Origin of the sequence: Lysobacter sp. Root690, assembly GCF_001427785.1 — a bacterium.
Taxonomy (GTDB): domain Bacteria; phylum Pseudomonadota; class Gammaproteobacteria; order Xanthomonadales; family Xanthomonadaceae; genus Lysobacter.
In genome coordinates this window covers 17772-36574 of record NZ_LMHM01000010.1, presented here as the reverse complement: position 1 = coordinate 36574, position 18803 = coordinate 17772, and the positions used below count along the sequence as shown (strand labels likewise).

Here is an 18803-nt window from a genome sequence, read left to right as displayed (position 1 = left end):
CCCGGTGGCGCACGGCGTGCATCCTGCACGCCGCCCTTCGGGTGTGCTGTTACTAACGCGAGTGCGTGGCTTCGCAGCGCTGGGTGAACTGCGCGGCTTCGAGCTCAAACAAAAGCTGCGTGGCCTGCCTGTAGGAGCGGCGCTAGCCGCGACCGCGAACCACGCGCGGCGACGAATCTTCGATGAGAATGCGCGAATCAAGCGCGCACATCGCGAGCGGCATCCCACAAATACAAACGCCGGCTATGCGCCGGCGTTTGCGATCAATTATTAGCGGCTCATCGCGCGATCAACCGCGCGACCGCCAGCCGAAGTCGAAACCTCAACCCCCGTCGACCCGCTTGACCTTGGCCTTCGGAATCTGCCCATCCACCTCGAGATACCACGCGCCCATCATGCCGGGCTTGATCGTGACCTTAGGCGACGTCACCGGCTTGCCGATGAACAGCGAACCGTCGATCACCCGCCAGCGCTGGCCGTTGTCGAGCACGATCACGCTGCCGCCGGAGAAGCCGCGGAACTCGCCCTGGATGGTGGAGTGGATCGGATCGGCGGCGACCTTGGAGAACGGGTCGTTGCGCTCGGCCTGGATCTTGCGCTCGGCTTCGGCGACCGCCTTGGTCTGATCCTGGCTCAACAGTTCGTTCAACAACGTCAGCTGCGCGGGCGACAGCGTCGACAGGCCAGTGGCCTGCATCTGCTCGGCGCTGAAGCGCTGCTCGACGGGAAGGTAATGACGTTCGGCCGCGCTCGCGCCGGCGGAGACGGCGAGCAGCACGGCAAGGCTCAGTGGGGCGAACGCACGCATGAGAACACTCCGAAAATAAGATGCAAAAGGGAATCGGTCGTCGTCGCGCAGCTTACTTGGTCCGGGTGACCTTGGCGCGGGTGTTGTAGCCCTGCACCGCCATGTACCAGACGTTGCCGATCACGCTGGGGGTGATGCGCACCTGCGGCGCGTCCAGATGCACGCCGGGCAGATCGGCGTTGTCGTCCTGACGCCATTCCTGGCCGTTGTCGAGGATGTAGGTCTGGCCGCGCGCGAAGCCGTTGAACGGGCCGGTCATGCGCGCCACCACCGCTTCGCGCGAACCCGAGCCGAGAAAGCCGCGGTTTTCGTGCTTGACCTGGGCGCGGGTTTCTTCCTTGGCCTTGACCACGGCCTTGCTGGTTTCGCTGTCGAGGGTGCGGTTGAGCCAGGCGTTCAGGTTGCTCAGCTGCTCCGGGCTCAGCTGATCCAGGCCGGCGGCCTTGAACTGCTCGGCGCTCATCTGTTGTTCGATCTTCGACTGCGCCAGCGCGGCCGGCGCGACCAGGGTCAGGGCGATCGCGGCGGCGATCAGCAAGCGCGACGGCGCGCGGCGCGGCGTGGAAAGGAGAATCGCGGACATCGTGCTGTTCCTCGGGGCGGATGCTCGCTAGTGTAGACGCTCGCTCTTCCCGCTTCGATCCGTCCCCACGCAGTGAACGTTCCCGCCGCTCCGTCCCGTCCCGATCCGACCCACGTCCTGGCCCAGCCCGCGGCGGCGGCCCTGGCCGCACCGCTGCGCAAGGCCCTGGCCGAGGCGGCGCAGGCGCCGCAGGCCGGCGCGAATGCGCTGGACGCGCCGGCGGTGGTCGCCGCGACCCTGGACGCGCTGGCCCTGCTCGACGCCGACAGCGACACCGTCGCCGCGGCGATCCTGCACGCCTATCCCGGTTGGGCCAGCGCGATGGGCGCGGGCTTCGAGCGCGATTACCCGGTGGTCGCGGCCCTGCTCGACGGCCAGCGCGCCGCCGGCCAGGTGTGGGCGCTGCACGCCGAACAGGGCCGGCAGTCGGGCACCGAAGGGCTGCGCCGGCTGTTGCTGGCGATTGTGCGCGACCTGCGGGTCGTGCCGATCCTGCTCGCGCGCCAGCTCGCGCGCATGCGCCACGCCGATCATCTGCCGCCGGAGACGCGCCGCGAACTGGCCGCGCTGACCCGCGACATCCACGCGCCGCTGGCCAACCGGCTCGGCATCTGGCAGCTCAAGTGGGAGCTGGAGGACCTCGCGTTCCGTTACCTGGAACCGCAGACCTATCAGAAGATCGCGCGCCTGCTCGACGAAAAGCGCGGCGATCGCGAGCGCTACATCGAACAGGTCAAGCGCACCTTGCGCGAGGCGATGAGCGCGCAAGGGGTCAAGGCCGAAGTCGCCGGACGGCCCAAGCACATCTACAGCATCTGGAAGAAGATGCAGCGCAAGGACGCGCCGATCAGCGAGCTGTACGACCTGCGCGCGGTGCGGGTGATGGTCGACGACCTGGGCGCGTGCTACGCCGCGCTCGGCGTGGTGCATGCGACCTGGACGCCGGTGCCGAGCGAGTTCGACGACTACATCGCCCGGCCCAAGCGCAACGACTACCGTTCGCTGCACACCGCGGTGATCGGGCCGGAAGGCAAGACGCTTGAAGTGCAGATCCGCACCCATGAGATGCACCGCCAGGCCGAACTCGGCGTGGCCGCGCACTGGAAATACAAAGAGGCCGGCAGCCACAGCGCCGACGCCGCGTTCGATCGCAAGATCGCCTGGATGCGCCGGCTGCTCGACGCCAAGGGCGACGGCGGCCAGGGCGGCGACGAGGCGTTGGCGAGCGAACTCGATACCGAACTGGTCGAGGACCGGGTTTATGTGCTCACGCCCAAGGGCGAGGTTATCGATCTGCCGACCGGCGCCACGCCGCTGGATTTCGCTTACCACGTGCATACGGAGGTCGGACATCGCTGCCGCGGCGCCAAGGTCGACGGGCGCATCGTGCCGCTCGATCACAAGCTGCGCAGCGGCGACCGGGTCGAGATCCTGACCGCGAAAACCGGCGAGCCGCGGCGCGACTGGCTGGTGCTGGCGAACGGGTTCCTGGCCAGCAATCGCTCGCGCGAAAAAGTCCGTAACTGGTTTCATAAGCTCGACCGTTCGCGCAACGAAACCGCGGGCCGCGAATTGCTCGACAAGGAACTGCGCCGGCTCGGTCTGCTCGGCGCCGATCTGGCGCCAGCGCGTGAGCGCTTCACCCTGGCCAGCGACGGCGACCTGTACGTGCAGGTCGCGCTCGGCGATATCGGCCCGCACCAGATCGGCCGCGCCTTGCTCGAACACGAGCGCGCGCAGTCGGCGCCGCCGCCGGCCGCGACTCATGCCAGCGGCACCACCGTGGTCACGCCGCCGGCGCCGCGCAAAGTGCCGGGCAAGTCCACCGACTTCACCGTCGAAGGCGTCGGCAATCTGCTGGTGCAGCTGGCGCGTTGCTGCCAGCCGCTGCCGGGCGAACCCATCGTCGGTTATCTGACCCGCGGACGCGGCGTCAGCGTGCATCGCCCGGGTTGCGTCGCGTTCGAACGCTTGGCCGCGGCCACGCCGCAGCGGGTGCTGCCGGTGGAGTGGGGCCGCAAGGGCAGCGGCTACGAAGTCGATATCGAAGTGCTGGCGCTGGACCGCAAGTGGCTGCTCAAGGAAGTCACCAACGTGATCGCCCAGGCCAATGCGCACGTGCTGAGCATCCGCAGCGATGTCGAGCGCAACGGCGCGCAGGTGCGGTTGCGCCTGCGTTTGCGGGTGGCCGACTACGGCCAGTTGTCGACCTTGCTCGGCAAGTTGTCGTCGCTGCCGGCTGTGGAGTATGCGCAGCGGCAGTGAGGTGTGGGGTTGGCGGTGGGTGCGGTGGGTATGGACACGGTCGCGGTAACGGCCGCAGCCACGGCCACGGCCACGGCCACAGCAACAGCCACAGCCACAGCCACAGCCACAGCAACAGCAACAGCAACAGCAACAGCAAATCCCCCCTTGCCCCCCTTTTTCAAAGGGGGGAACAGCAAAGGCAGCGTTAATTGAGCTTGTGGTCGCGATGGTGGCGGCTGCAGCTTTGCTGTTGCTGTTGCTGTTGCTGTTGCTGTTGCCGTCGCCACTGCCGTCGCCACTGCCATCGCCGTCGCCACTGCCATTGCCAGCGCAACCGCAACCGCTGCTTCTGTTTCTGCTTCTGTTGCTGTTGCTGTTGCTGTTCCCCCCTTTGGAAAAGGGGGCAGGGGGGATTCGCTGTTGCTTCTGCTTTTCGCCGCGCCCCCCATCCGCCGCGCCAAACCCTAACCCGTTCCACCAATCAACACCCGCCCATAAAAAACCAAACTCGTAACCAGAAGAAAAAACGGATCACCTATTTAGCGAAATTTCGCGAGTAATTTTCACTTCTGCTCGCCGCATCGCAAAACCGCATATTTCCAGGCAAAAACACCTAAACCCGCGCGCCTTCGTCGCGGATGCAGTCTTCGACAGACCCGACTAGTCCGGGTCGTAACCACGCTCGAGGACAGGACGATGGCGGCAGTGATTTCGGGTGGCGGTCTGGGCTTGTTCAACAGTTCTTTCAGCCAGATCGGCAAGGGCCTCGGCGCGAGCGCGCGTTACGGCCAGGGGCAGGACAGCCAGTACGTCAACATCGCCACCGGCAATCTGCTGCTGCAGAGTTTCGACGATCAGGTCGTGATGCGCGGCATGACCGTCGGCTTCAGCCGCACCTACAACAGCCGCGGCAGTTTCGCCGGCGCCGGCAGCGACGCGTGGTTGACCGGGTTCGAACGTCGGATCGAATTGATCGGCACGCTCAATCAGACCGGCAGCGTAATGCGCCGACACAGCGGCGACGGCTCGTATCAGGACTTCGCCTATGCCGGCAATGGCCTGTACCGATCGACCGTCGGCGACGGCGCGCACGACAGCCTGCGCCGCGACGGCAAGACCCAGCAGTGGCTGTACGAGGAAGGCGAGACCCGGTTGGAGGAAACCTATGCCGACCCCGGCACCGGCGGCCGCCTGACCCGCATCCGCGATCTAAAAAGCGATCCGCTGCAGCCGACCACCTGGAACCTGAGCTACGACCCGCAAGGGCGGGTGAGCGAAGTCGCCGCCAACGACGGCACAGGCAACCTCAGCCGGATGCAGTTCACCTACGCCGGCGCCAACCTCGCCAGCGTCACCAGCCATGCCGGCGGCGAGACGATCGGTCGGGTCTGGTACGGCTACGACGTGGCCGGGCGTTTGAACACGGTCACCACCGACCTTACCCCGGGCAAGACCGGCGACGACGATTGGAGCGCGACCGCCGGCGCCAACGACGGCCGTCTGTTCCGCACGACCTACCACTATGTCGACGCGAGCGGCCTGCAGATCGCATCGGTGCAGCACAGCGATGGCGTCGTGGTCAGTTACACCTACGATGCGCTCGGCCGGGTGCGCACGCTCACTCGCGGCGATCTCAACGACAACGACGCCGACGGCCAAGGCCAGACCCTGAGCTTCGCTTACGACAGCCAAGCGCGCTCGACCCGGGTCAGCGATTCGACCGGACGCGCCTGGGTCTACTACTACGATGAAAACAACCAGCTCATCGCAGCGGAACAGCCCTCCGCCGGCGGCTGGCAGGAAACCTACACCTACGAGTACGACGCCGACGGCAATCTCACCGCCGCGATGAGCGACGGCATGGCCGGCACGGTCTATCGCTTCGACGCCAACGGCAATGCGATCGAGCAGCGCGAATTCATTTCCTCCGGGCTGCGGGTCATCGCCCGCGTCACCGAGCGAACCTTCAACGCCGCCAATCAAATCACCAGCGAAACTGTCTACGAAGTCGACGAGGGCGACATTCTCGGCCTTGCGGGCGCCGGCGATGCCGGCAAGAACTCGACGTCGACGCCACCGGCGAACGCGCTGATCACCCGCTACCTTTACGACGCGGCCAATCGCTTGCGCTTCGTGGTCAACGCCGCCGGCGAGGTCAGCGAAAGCGAATACGCCAGCACCGGTTTCGGCGTCGGCAGGTTGCTGAAATCACGCCAGTACCTGGACGCGACCTACAGCGGGGACCACAGCCTCGCCGCGCTCGAAGCCTGGGCCGGGGCCGCGCCGCGCAAGGCCAACAGCGGCCTGACCCAGTACAGCTACGACGCCTTCGGCAGCGTGGCCTGGCGCCGCTACGCCGCGGTCGACGCCGCCGGCAACGGCATCGCCAATGATGCGGATCTGATCGAAGGCTATCGCTACGACGAACGCGGCCGCGTGCTTGAGCGCAACGCGTCCAACGGCGCCGACTTGCGCCGCACTGTCTACGTTTACGACGGCATGGACCGGCTGCTCGCGGAGAAAGTGTTCGACCGCAACGCCGTGGCGCTGCAGTCGCGCAGTTGGGCCTATACCGACTCGCAGCGGCTGGCGATCGCGATCGTCGAGGGCGGCGCTGTCGGCGATGGCGACCTGAGCAACGACCGGGTCCGGATCGAACAGCGCGACGCCGCCGGGCAGGTGGTGCTGGTGAGCGAACGCGCGCTCGGCGGCCCGACGGCGACGCGCGAGACCCGCAACCTCTACGACCGCGCCGGCCTGTTGCGCGCGGTGCAGGACGCCAACGGCGGCCGCAGCTATCTGTTCTACGACGTCGAACGGCAATTGGTCGGCGAGGTCGACGCGACCGGTGCCTTGATCGAATACGTCCGCGACACCTTCGGCCGCATCGTCCAGACCGTGCGTTACGCAACCTTGCTGGACACCCGCGCGTGGATGCCGGCGCCGCCGGCCGAGCCGGGCCTGACCCAGGTGCCGATCAACATCGACCTGGTGCGGCCGACCGCCACGCCGCAGGATCGCACCGTTACCACGTTCTACGATCTGCTCGGCCGCAAGAACGTCGAAACCGATGCCGAAGGCCGGGTGACCTATTTCAGCTACGACCTCAACGACCGCCTGATCCGCACCCGGCAACTGCCGCGCGTGAACGCGCCGCAGAACGAAGAACGGATCACGCGTTATTTTTTTGATGTGATGGGACGCGAACTCGGTCGCCTCGACGCCGAGGGCTATCTGGTCGAACACAACTACGACCTCGCCGGCAACCGCACCCGCAGCGTCGCCTACGCCACCGCCGTCGCGGCGAATCTGCGCGAAGCCACGCTGGGCCAGATGCGTCCGGCCGCCAGCGCGCAGGATCAGGTCACGCTGTGGTTCTACGATGGTCGCGGCAACACCTTGGCGATGCTCGACGCCGAGGGCTATCTGACTCAGTACCTGCGCAACGAACGTCTGGCCCAGGACACCACGCGCGCGTTCGAAATCCAGTTGATCGGCCTGACTGGCGGCGAAACCCTGGCGACCTTGCTCAGCCGCGCGCAGGCCGGGCGCGTGCGCGAGACGCGGCGCGGCTACGACGCGCTAGGCCGCCTGAGCGTGCAGACCGATCCGCAGGGAACGCTCACCCGCAACACTTACGACGCGCAAGGCAATCTGGTCCGCACGGAACTCGCGGCCGACACCAGCGAAGTGCGCGACGGCCGCTTGCGTTACAACGTGTTCGGCGAATTGACCGGCGAACTCGGCGGCGAAGCCAGCACCCGTCTGCGCCCGGACATGACCCAGGCGCAGATCGACGCGGTGTTCGCCCAGTACGGCACCCGTCACAGCTACGACGGCCTGGGACGGCGCATCGAAAGCATCGATGCCGGCGGTCACAAGACTTGGTACTTCTACGACGCCGACGGTCGTCCGACCTACACCGTGCGCGGCCTGCCGGGTACGAGCGGCGTGCTCAACGCGCGCGGCGAAGTCAGCCAGACCCGCTACAACGCGTTCGGCGAAGCGGTCGAGACCACCGCTTACACCGGCTATCTGCAGATCGCTGTCGCCGGCAGCCGCGACAGCGTTGCCGCCGCGCTGACGACCCTGGCCTATACCGCCGCGACCGACACGCGTCGCGGTTACGGCTACAACCGCCGCGGCCAGCTCACCGAAGTGCGCGACGCCGAAAACGCGGTGCTGCGTTACGGCTACAACGGCCACGGCGATCGCACGGTCGAGCAACGCGCATTCGGCACCGCGCTCCAACTGCGCATCGACAGCAGCTACGACAACCGCGGCCTGATCAAGACCCGCATCGAAGCGCCGAACACCGCCTTGCAGCGGCAGCTGTCGTGGAGCTACGACGCCTTCGGTCGGGTCGTCGCCGCCAGCGACGCGCGCGGCGCGCCGACCACGTTCGGCTACGACCGTCTCGGCCGTCAGGTCAGCCGCAGCCAGACCGTGCAGGGCCGCGTCGAAACCTGGACCAGCAGCTATGACGCCTACGCGCGGGTGCTCAGCCAGACCGATACGAACGGACGCAGCACGAGTTATTTCTACGACGCCGCCGCGCGCAGCATGCGCGTGACCACGCCCGAGGGTATCGAGGTCACCACGCTGTACAACCGGCACGGCCAGCAGTTGTCGGTGTCGCAGGCGATTCCCGGCGGCGCGGTCGCGACCACCCGCTACAGCTACGACCGCGACGGCCACTTGCTGTCGGTGACCGATCCGCTCAACAAGCAGGCCTTCAACGAGTACGACAGCCGCGGCCTGCTCAGCGCGAGCGTCGACGCCAGCGGACGCCGGGTCGAATTGCGTTACGACGCGGTCGGCCGGGTGCTGCAGCGCATCGAGGACCCGCAGCAACTCGCATTGACCACGAGCTATGTCTACGACGGCCAGGGTCGCCGCCAGCGCGTGACCGATGCGAGCGGGCGGGTCGTCCAGCACCGTTACGACCGCGAAGGACGGCTGCTGGAAACCGCGCTCGATCCCGACAATCTGAACCTGCGCACCAAGTATTCCTACGATGTCAACGGCCGCCAACTCACCGTCACCGAGGGCGCCGAAACCGCGCGGGCGCGCACGGTGCGCTACGACTACGACCTGTTGGGCCGCCGCGTCGGCGAAGTGGTCGATCCCGCCGGCCTGCAGCTGACCACCGGCTATGTCTACGACGGCAACGACAATCTGCTGCGCCGCTATGTCCTCGACGGCGGCAACGAGCGCCATACCCAGCGCAGCTATTACGACGAGGCCAACCGGCTGATCTACAGCGTCGATCCGACCGGCGCGATCACCCGCCGCTGGTACGACCCGGCCGGTCGTGAAGTCGCCACCCGCGCGTATCTGGAAGCGACCGCGCCGGCCGGGCTCACCGATGCGACCACGCTCGCGCAGTTGAACGCTCTGAGCATCGAGCAGGCCGGCGATCAGGGTACTTACGTCGTCTACGACGGCGACGGCCGGGTGCGTTACCGCATCGACCTGCAGGGCCGCATCAACGACAGCCGTTATGACGTGGCCGGACGCCTGGCCTCGGAGTTGAGTTACTCCAGCGCCATCGCGATCAACGAGGCATTGCGCCAGCGTTTGCGCGCGGGCACCGTGCCGCCGCAGGACATCGCCGCGCTGATCGTCTCCAGCGACGCGCGCATGGTCCGGCATGTCTACGACGCCGCCGGCCGCGAGCGTTACACCCTGATGCAGGACAGTGCGAGCACGGCGACGGTCAGCGAACGCCGCTTCGACGACAGCGGCCGCGTCATCGCCGAAAACCTGTACGGCGTGCGTATCCCGCTCAGCACCGCGCTCACCGAAGCCGCGGTGACCACCGCGCTCGGCATCGCCGGCGGCACCGGTAATCTGCGCCAGACACGCTATGTCTACGACCAGGCCGGACGCGCGCGTTACACCGTCGACGATGCCGGCGCGGTGGTCGCGCGCGAGTACGACGAGGCCGGGCGGGCGACCGTGGTGCGGCAGTACGAGGGCCTGATCGCGGCGGCCACGCCGATGACCGAGGCCGCGCTCGCGGCGGCGGTCGCCGGCATGCGCCAGCGCATGACCGTCACCCGCTACGACAACGCCGGCCGGGTCGAGCGGGTCACCGACGCCGCCGATCAGGTCGAGCGCTACACCTACGACGCCTCCGGCCTGCTGATCGAACTGCTCGACAAGAACGGGCGGGTGTGGACCTACGGCTATGACGGCGCTGGCCGCCGCATCACCGAGACCAGTCCGCGGGTGGACGTGTGGACGATCGACGCCAACGGCGCGATGACCCTACAGAACCGTTCGATCGTGACCCGCACGAACTACAACGCGCTCGGCCAGGTGATCTCGCGCAGCGAGGACGACGGCACCGCGCAGGCGCGCGTGACCCGCTACGAGTACGACGCGGCCGGGCGGCAGAACCGCACGATCTTCCCGATCGCCGGCCGCATCGATCCGCTCACCGGCGTGCTGGATGTCAGCGGCACGCCGCCCACGACCGAGGTCGTCTACGACAGCCTCGGCCGCGCGGTGGTCAACAAGGACGTGTCCGGCCGCTACAGCTACAAGGTCTATGACGATTTCGGCCAGTTGTACCTGGACATCGACGCGGCCGGTTACGTCACCGAATACGAGTACACCGTTTTCGGCGAACAGGCCAAGTTGTATCGCCGCGCCCATGCGCTCAATTTCGGCGCCTTGCCCGGCTGGTCGGCGGGCAACGCCATCGGCTACGCGCAGTCGCTCAACGCCATCGTCTACGACACGGTCCAGGACCGTTCCATCAGCACCTTCTACGACAAGCGCGGATTGGTGGCGCGGGTGCAGCAGGGGCCGGTCAACTACTACCGCGACGACGGCGGCGTCGCGAACGGCATTCCGACCACGCTGTACGAGTACGACGGCTACGGCCAGAAGGTCAAGCAATCGCAATTGCTGCAAGGCACCCGCGATCAGGCCGATGCGCGCTGGGCCGACAGCTATTTCTATTACGACGACCTCGGTCGCCTTGTGTTGAGCGTGGATGCGGAAGGCTACGTCACCCGCAACGAGTATTACCCGACCGGCGAACTCAAGCGCAGCATCGAGTACGCGCGCGCGATCGCGATCTCGGGCCTGAGCACCGCCACCCAGCCGGGCTTGCCCGCGAGCGGCGACGAGATCATCGGCTTCGACCGCATCACCCATTGGGAATACGACACGCTCGGACGCAAGTACCGCGAATACATGCAGCGCCATTTCGCCGACAGCCAGGGCGCCAGCGGCGTCAGCGAGGTGATGAGCCAGTTCGAGTACGACGGTCGCGACCGCTTGACCCGGCTGAGCAACGCCACCGGCGTGACCACCACGCTGTACGACGCGCTCGGCCGCGCGATCAGCCTGACCGAGCCGGCCCGCGACGTGCTCGCCGCCAATGCCGGCAACCAGTTGCTCAACGGCGCCGACTTGAGCGTGGGCACGCTGTACGAATGGGTTTCGCCGTACACCCAGATGCGTTACGACGCGTTCGGAAACGTCATCGAGACCCGCCGCTACGCCAACGGCCTGCGCGCGGGCACCGCGGTCGCCGACGACCAGCGCGATCAGGTCGAACGCGTGCGTTACGACGGCCAGGGCCGCGCCATTACCGTATTCGCCGGCCTCGCGGGCGGCAACGAACAGCGCAGCTACATCCTCTACGACGCCGCCGACCGGATCGTGGACCGCTGGTCGCAACTCAGGACCGATCCGTCCGGCGTCGTCGTGCGCGTGCGCGATCACTACGATTACGACCTGGCCGGCCGTCAGACCGGCGCCAGTCGAGTGCGCACGGATCAGACCGGCACGGTGGTGCTCGCCACCGATCTGGCGGAGAGCGTGATCTATAACAGCTTCGGCGAAATCCTCAACAAGAGCCACGCCGGCGTGAGCGGCCTGCTGGCTTACGGCTACGATGCGGCCGGGCGCATGGTCAGCGACAATGAGACGGGCGCGACCCGCGGTTACGGCTACAACCTGGCCGGTCAGCGCGTTCGCCAGACGCAGTGGCGGCGCAGCGGCAGCGATGCGTTCGAAGCGGTGAGCGTGGATACGCTCGATCGCCTGGGCCGGGTGATCGCGACACGCCTGCCGCCGCACGGTGTCTCGACCGCGCAGACGGCGAGCACGACCCGGCAGCTCGATCGTTGGGGCAATGTGTTGCAGCTCGTCGACGTGCGCGGCTTGCGCACCGATTACCGCTACAACGAGGCCAATCAGGTCACCCGCGACGAACGACCGCTGGTCGAGGTGGTTTCCGAGAGCGGCGCGCGGCAGTGGCTGCGCCCGGTCAATCAGTGGTTCTACGACGCGCTGGGCCGCCTGGTCGCGACCCGCGATGCCAACGGCAATACCCGCGTCAACGTGTACGACGACGTAGGCCGCATGATCAAGTCCAAGGACGGCCTGGGCCAGACGACCGCCTTCGCCTTCGATGCGCTCGGCAACCAGCGCATCACCCAGAACCCGATGGGCTATCTGACCTACAAGGATTTCGACGCGCTCGGCCGGGTGGTCGAAATCGGCGATTACCTGCCAAATAGCAACGGCATTGGCCGCGCGCGCGCCGGCCTGCAACGCTACGAGCTCAACCAGAACGGCGATCGCATCGGCGTCTTTGATGCGATGAACAATCTGGTGCGTTACCAGTACGACAGCCGCGGCCTGGTGGTGCGTTCGCAAAGCGCCAGCGGCGCGGTCAGCACGTTCGAGTACGACACCCAGGGCCACAAGATCCGCGAATTCGACGGCGTCAACGCGATGACTTGGGTCTACGACATCCACGGCCGTTCCCAGGATCACAAGAACCTGGGCGGGCGCGATTTCGGCTACGCCTACGACACGCTCACCGGCCAGTTGATCCAGGACACCCAGAGCGGCGGCCCGATCGGCGCCGGCAACGCCACCCGCGATACCACGTATTTCCCCGACGGGCGGGTCAAGCAGGTGGTCGAGCAGGGCGCGCAGGGCGCGACTTACCGTTACGAATACGACGCGGCCGGCAACCGCACGCTCGAAGACGCGACGGTCTACGACGTTCCTTCCGCGCGCCTGAAGCGCAGCATCACCCGCACCCTGTACGACAGTCACAACCGCATCCAGCGCGTTTACACCGAAGAAGTCGCGGTCGCCTCGGGCCAGGTGCTCAAGCGCGTATTCGATCTGAGCTACAGCTACGATGCGGTCGGCAACCGCCGCAGCGTCAAGGCCAGCGCGGGTTATGGTGCGAATGCCAGCGGCGTATCGAGCAACAACACCTTGCCCGTGGTGGCGCAACAGCCGCCGCCGCGTTCGCTGCGAAAAGGGCAGCGTTCTGAGTTCACCGTGCTGTTCAGCGAGGTGTTCCGCGACGCCGAGCAGGACCCGCTGACGCTGGAGATCGGCCGCCTCGATGGGCAGCCGTGGCCGCAGTGGCTCAGCGTCACCCAGCAAGCCAATGGCGTGATCCGCTTCGTCGGTACGCCGGACCTGTCCGTGGTCGATCAGCAGTTCCAGGTGCGTCTGGTCGCCAAGGAAAACGGCGATCCCACCCGCAGCATCGCCACCACCTTCACCTTGTCGGTAAGCGCGAACAAGCCGCCGGTGCTGTTGAATCCGGGCACCGAGGTCGTGCGGGCCAAGACCGCGCAGGCCTGGAGTCGCGATCTGCTGGCCAGCGATTACTTCAGCGATCCCGACGTGGGCGATCTGCTCGGCTTGAGCGTGGACAGCGTGCAGCCCGCGGCGAGTTGGCTGCAGGTGTTCGTCGACGGCAGCGGCGTGGTGCGTCTGCGCAGCACGCGCACGCCCGATACCGCGGGCGTCCACACCGTGTACCTGCGCGCGACCGATCAACGCGGCGCGTCGGTGGTCAAGGCCGTGTCGATCGAGGTCGTGCAGAACACCGGCCCGACCGGTCCGGACGTGCTGCCTGCGCGCTCGGCCACCATCGGTCGCGACTTCAGCTGGATGATGCCGCTGTCGCAGGTGTTCTTCGATGCCGACAACGATCGGCTGAGCATCACCGCCAGCGGCATGCCGCAGGGTTTCAGCTTCCTGCGGTCGACCGAGCAGGGCCAGCCGCAGTTGCGCCTGAGCGGCCGCGCGCCGGCCGATGTCGCCGAAGGCACGGTGTATCAAGTGGTGTTCACCGCGACCGACGAGAACAACCACGTCAAGCAGGCGACGCTGACGATCACGATGCGTCGCTACAACCTCGATCCGCAGGCGCCGGCGACGATCGACACCCAGGTGCTGATCCGCGGCGCCGGCACCGCGCTGCCGCCATTGCCGCCGTTCACCGATTCCGACGACGCGGTGTTGAATTACCGGGTGCAGAACCTGCCCGCGGGCGTGAGCTTCGATCCGGCCACGCGCCAGTTGCGCCAGACCGGCGGAGTCGCGGTCGGACTTTACGATGTGTCCTACATCGCCGACGACGGTCGTGGCGGGGTGACGACCAAGCATTTCGGCCTGAGAGTGCGCGACAACACCGCGCCGCAGACGCCGGCATTCGCGCCGCCGCAGGCCACGATCAATCTGGCCTGGAACTACGTGCTGCCCGAGTTTCGCGACGCTGAAAACGATGCAGTGAGCTATGAGGTTGCGGGTTTGCCGCCGGGCCTGAGTTTCACGGCCGGCAGCCGCAGCATCGGCGGCACGCCGTTGGCGACCGGCAACTACACCGTCACCGTGGTCGCGCGTGATCCGTACCAGGGGTCGACCACCGCCAGTTTCCAGATCAATGTCGCGGCCACCTCGGTGAACCATCCGCCGCAGGCCAGCGTGGTGTCGGAGTCGCTGTGGTTCCCGGTCTATCCGCGCGACAATCCGCGGCCGGACCCGATCCGGCTGCCGGCGAACCTGTTCACCGATCCCGACGGCAACCCGATGACCTATCGGGTGATCAACAGGCCGGCGTGGTTCGGCTACTCGACCGACTCGCAGACCGGCGAGCACGTCTTCAGCGCCAACAACGGCGCCTACGCGGCGCTTGGTACGTATCAACTGCAGTTCGAGGCCAACGACGGGCGCGGCGGTATCGCGACGCTGACCCTGGAGGTGCAACTGGAAGACGCGCATGCGCGCATCGCTTCGGTCGGCGACGACGAGGGCGTGGCGTTCCGCTTCGACATGGGCTCGCCGCCGGCGAACCAGATCGCCGAGCTTGTCGAATCCGATCAGATCGAACCGTGCAGGACCGAGCCCGACAAGACCGAACCCGGCAAGGGCGAACCCGCCGGCGATACCGATCCGGGCATCGACGAAATCGAAGCGCTGGTGCCGGTCGAGACCAAGGAGTACTGGTACACCTACGACGCCGAGAATCGGATCAAGATCAATAACGGCGCCCTGGTCAACGGCCAGATCCAGTTGCTGCGCTACGACCAGGAGTCGTACGAACTGCAGTACGACGCCGCCGGCCACATCGTCGCGCGCATGAACCGGCGCGCCAATCCGATCGGCGGCAACGACCTGCTGTGGATAGAGCGCTCGGCGTTCGACCTGCGCGGCAACCGCACCATCGAGTTCTACGAGGAAATCATCAACGGCGGCACCGCCAACTATCAGGGCGTGCGCAAGGTCTTCATCTACGACGCCAACAATCGCGTCACCGAGATGCGGAATTACTACAGCAATGCGTCCGAGTTCACGCCGGGCGCGGGCACCCCCGAGCCGGGCGTGACGATCAACTACGGCGGTTGGCTGGCGTCCGCGGAGACGTATGCCTACGACATCGACGGGCGGTTGATGTGGCAGAAGAGCGTCGGCCGCATCGACGACGCCGGCAACTGGGTGGTGGAAGCCAACAACCACAACCAGAACGGGCGCCAGGCCACCGATCTGTCCGTGCTCAACGTTTTCAAGAACCGCACCGAGTACCGCCTTGGCGACGGCGACACTCGCGCCACCGGCTATGACCTGGCCGGGCGCCTGACCCGATACCGCTACCTGAGCTCGAACGGCCAGGTCAATGGTCCCGTCTACACCGCTACTTACAATTTCAGTTACGCCGGCTGGGACAGCTACCAACAGATCCAGGTGCAGGGCAGCGGCAACGCACCCAATCAACAGGCGACCACCAATCGCCTGACTTACGACAACTACGGCCGCCTGCAATCGCAACGCGAGCAGACCCCGCTGACCAGCGGCGCGATCGACGACCGCATGCGTTACTACGCCTACAACGGCGACGGCCGTGTCAGCAGCCGCCGCGAAGGCACGATGAGCGGCGAGACGTTCGTGCAGGACATGGTGTACGGCCCGGGCAACTACTTGCTGATCCACGCCGCCGGCGAACAGCAGGCCGAACTGCGCGAGGGTTTCACCGCCAGCTCGCGGCAGATCCAGACCCTCGGCGGACGCGGCTATTACTCGGCCGGCGGCGACACCGTCGTGGTCCAGGCCGGAGAACGGCTGCGCACGTTGGCGCAGCGGATCTACGGCACCGAGCAACTGTGGTACGTGCTCGCCGACGCCAACGGCCTGGGCGATCCCGATCAGGAACTGGCCGCGGGCTCGCAATTGATCGCGCCCGACATCACCGTCAGCCGCAACGACGCCTCGACCTTCAAGCCCTACGACCCCGGCGCCGCGATCGGATCGACCACGCCCGGCCTGCCGATCGTGACCCCGCCGCCGAAGCAACACTGCAACGCCGTGGCGATGGTGTTGATGGTGGTGGTGGCGGTGGTGGTCTCGGTGGTGACCTACGGTGCGATGACCGGGCCTGCCTCGGCGGCGGTCGCGGGCGCGGGTGCCACCGCCGGCACGGCGACGGCGACGGCGGCCGCGACAACCGCCGCGGCGACGACCGCGACGGTCGGCACCGGCACGGCGATCGCGGCCGGCGCGGTGGCCGGCGCGGCCGGAAGCCTGGCCAGCCAGGCGGTCGGCAGTCTGATGGGAGTGAGCAGTTTCAGCTGGCGCAACGTGGCCGCCGGGGCGATTACCGGCGCGATCACCGCGGGTGTCGGCGCGAGTTCGTTCGGCCGCGCGCTTGCCGGCGCTGATTACGGCAACGTCGCCATGGCCGCGATCGGTTCGGCCGCGAACTACGTCGGCCAGAAGGCCGCCGGACTCAACGTCGCTTTCAGTTGGCGCAATCTCGCGGCCAGCGCGGTCAGCAGCGCGGTGTCGAGCAAGATCAACGGCGCGCTGGGTTTCGAAGGCGATGGCTTCGCGGTCGGGTTCGGCGCGAATCTGACCGAGGGTGTGGTCAGTCTGCATGTGCGCCAGGCGTTCGGCATGGCCGGCGGAGGCGACTACGGCTCGATCGCGCTGGATGCGTTCGGCAATGCCCTGGGCAACTGGGTCGCCAAAGGCGCTGGCGATGGCGCGAAGACGCTCGAAGCGAGAATGTCCAGATCGATGGCGGTGATGCAACGCCGCCTGGATATGGAGATCGAGCGCGATACCGGCTTGAGTGTCGGCGCCGACCTGGATCGGCAGTTCGCCGGGCTGGCGGCGTCCGCGGACATGCGCTTGTCGGCCGCGATCGGATTGCGGGCCGATGCGCGCGCGAATGCGTTGCAATGGTCGAGCCGGAATTTCGCCGCGACCGAGTCGAATCTGTATTCGGTAGTGGCCGGGCGCGGGCGCTTGGCCGCGGCGTCGTTCGCGAGCATGGCCGTTTCGGCGTCGGGCGGCGGCGTGGTCGCGGTCGGCGATGTCGATCTGATCGTGGATTCGCGGCCGATCGATGCCAATCCGGGTTTTTACAAGGACGACAGCATCGTGCGGGACAATCTTGCCAAGCAACTTCAGCGCCAGCGCGATGCCGGTCCGATGGAGCGCGCGGGTTGGTATCTGGGGGATCATCGCGGCCGCGTCGGCGAGCCCGAGGAACTGACCGATGCCAAGCGCGATATGGCTGAGTTCGAGCAGGCCCCGGAATTCATTCCACTGGAGCGGGTGCAGGACTATTACGTTCGCTTGATGGCCTACGACGCCGGCGAGATCGAACTTCCGGCTAAAGAGGCCGCGGCGTTGCGGCTCAGCTTGAATACATTCAATCGCTATTACATGGGTGATACGCCGCTGCCGGTTGCGGCGGCCAGCGCGGCGGAAATGGAAATGCGGCGTGGTTTCGCCAATGATATCGGCATCAGCTTGTTAGGCGTTTTCGCGCTGCCCGCTCTGTTGACCCGTGCGGTGGGCGGTAACGAAACACGTGTAGGCGCCGCGCTTCAGGCCGGCGCCATCGTGCTCGATCTGTACACGTCGCGCATGCCGGCCTCGCGTGGCCCAGTGCGGTTGGGATCGCGTGCAAAGGTGGGGCGTCAGGACATTCCGAGCAGTAGATTAGGCAAGCAAACCGGTAACTACTCTGCGATCAATCCCGGGCCCTTGGACGACGGAATGGCCGGAACCTTCGCGGGAGGCCGGTACAAGACGGTGGTGCTCGACCAAGACACCGTGCTGTATCGCGCCGGGACCGAGAGTCAGCCGTTAGGTCAGTATTTCAGCCGGGAATCTCCATTGGGCGTGCTGCAGACGCGCATCGACAAGGCGGTGCTGCCGGAATGGCCGGGCGGCGGAAAATCCCCGATCGATACGGTGTTCGCGGTTAAGATTCCCGCCGGAACCGAGGTGTATGTCGGCGAGGTGGGAACCCAGGGTGGGTTTTACGTAGGTGGCACCCAGCAGATCGTGGTGCGAAAGCCTTGGCAGATCGACGGCGTTCAAGTCATCGAGTGGAAGCCTCTAAAATGACCGAGCTTCAGCAAATACAAGCACTGTTGAGCCGGATGGCCGACTTGCTCGAACTGGCCGCGCAGACCGACTGGGCAAGCGCGCTGGAAAGGCATCGCGAGGATCTTGCGGCGACGCCGGAGTTGACCAAGGCGCGGATCCTGGCGATGTATGGAGGCATGGGCTCGCTGAACGATCTTGTTCTCTACAAGGATCATCAGCCTTTGCCTCGCGAAAACAACGAGTTCGATGAGTTGAGGGTCCGACTCTACGAACTTTGCCGCGCATCTTGACCCAAGGCTGCAACCTGGATGATGCGGCGCGGGAGTGCGTTTGAGTCGACATGCTTGCTGCACGACCCGCAGCGTGTGAGCAGACAGACCGTTGTCACTGCGCCAGCGCTATGCTGTCGCAGTGAATCCCGCCCCGCCGTCCCAATCCGGTTCCGATCGCCCGTACCCGGCGCCAGACGGGCGGATCGAGCCTGTCGGC

The 18803-nt window shown here is 66.5% G+C and carries 6 protein-coding genes; 4 read left to right on the top strand and 2 right to left on the bottom strand.

What is annotated here, in order from left to right:
* The coding region (locus ASD86_RS27680) for a hypothetical protein (protein ID WP_235567678.1) at positions 1–274 on the top strand (274 nt) is incomplete at its 5' end.
* A gap of 48 nt (positions 275–322) precedes the next feature.
* On the opposite strand, the gene ASD86_RS05115 is transcribed toward ASD86_RS27680, so the two are convergent.
* Both ASD86_RS05115 and ASD86_RS05110 read right to left on the bottom strand, forming a co-directional pair.
* Positions 323–808, bottom strand: a complete 486-nt coding sequence (locus ASD86_RS05115; protein ID WP_056107748.1) for a hypothetical protein — start codon at positions 806–808, stop codon at positions 323–325.
* A gap of 52 nt (positions 809–860) precedes the next feature.
* Positions 861–1391 carry a hypothetical protein gene (locus ASD86_RS05110; protein ID WP_056107745.1) on the bottom strand — a complete coding sequence of 177 codons (531 nt, stop codon included), beginning with the start codon at positions 1389–1391 and terminating at the stop codon, positions 861–863.
* A 72-nt stretch (positions 1392–1463) separates the two neighbouring features.
* Here ASD86_RS05110 and ASD86_RS05105 point away from each other — a divergent pair, with 72 nt between their 5' ends.
* The 3 genes from ASD86_RS05105 to ASD86_RS05095 all read left to right on the top strand — a co-directional run bounded on the left by ASD86_RS05105 (position 1464) and on the right by ASD86_RS05095 (position 18604).
* Positions 1464–3656, top strand: a complete 2193-nt coding sequence (locus ASD86_RS05105) for a bifunctional (p)ppGpp synthetase/guanosine-3',5'-bis(diphosphate) 3'-pyrophosphohydrolase (RefSeq protein ID WP_235567677.1) — start codon at positions 1464–1466, stop codon at positions 3654–3656.
* A gap of 678 nt (positions 3657–4334) precedes the next feature.
* Positions 4335–18332: a putative Ig domain-containing protein gene (locus ASD86_RS05100; protein WP_056107744.1), complete on the top strand. Its 13998-nt coding sequence runs from the start codon at positions 4335–4337 to the stop codon at positions 18330–18332.
* Complete coding sequence (locus ASD86_RS05095; RefSeq protein ID WP_056107741.1) at positions 18329–18604, top strand: helix-hairpin-helix domain-containing protein; 276 nt, start codon at positions 18329–18331, stop codon at positions 18602–18604. Before ASD86_RS05100 ends, ASD86_RS05095 begins: the two co-directional genes overlap by 4 nt.
* Positions 18605–18803 lie beyond the last annotated feature (199 nt).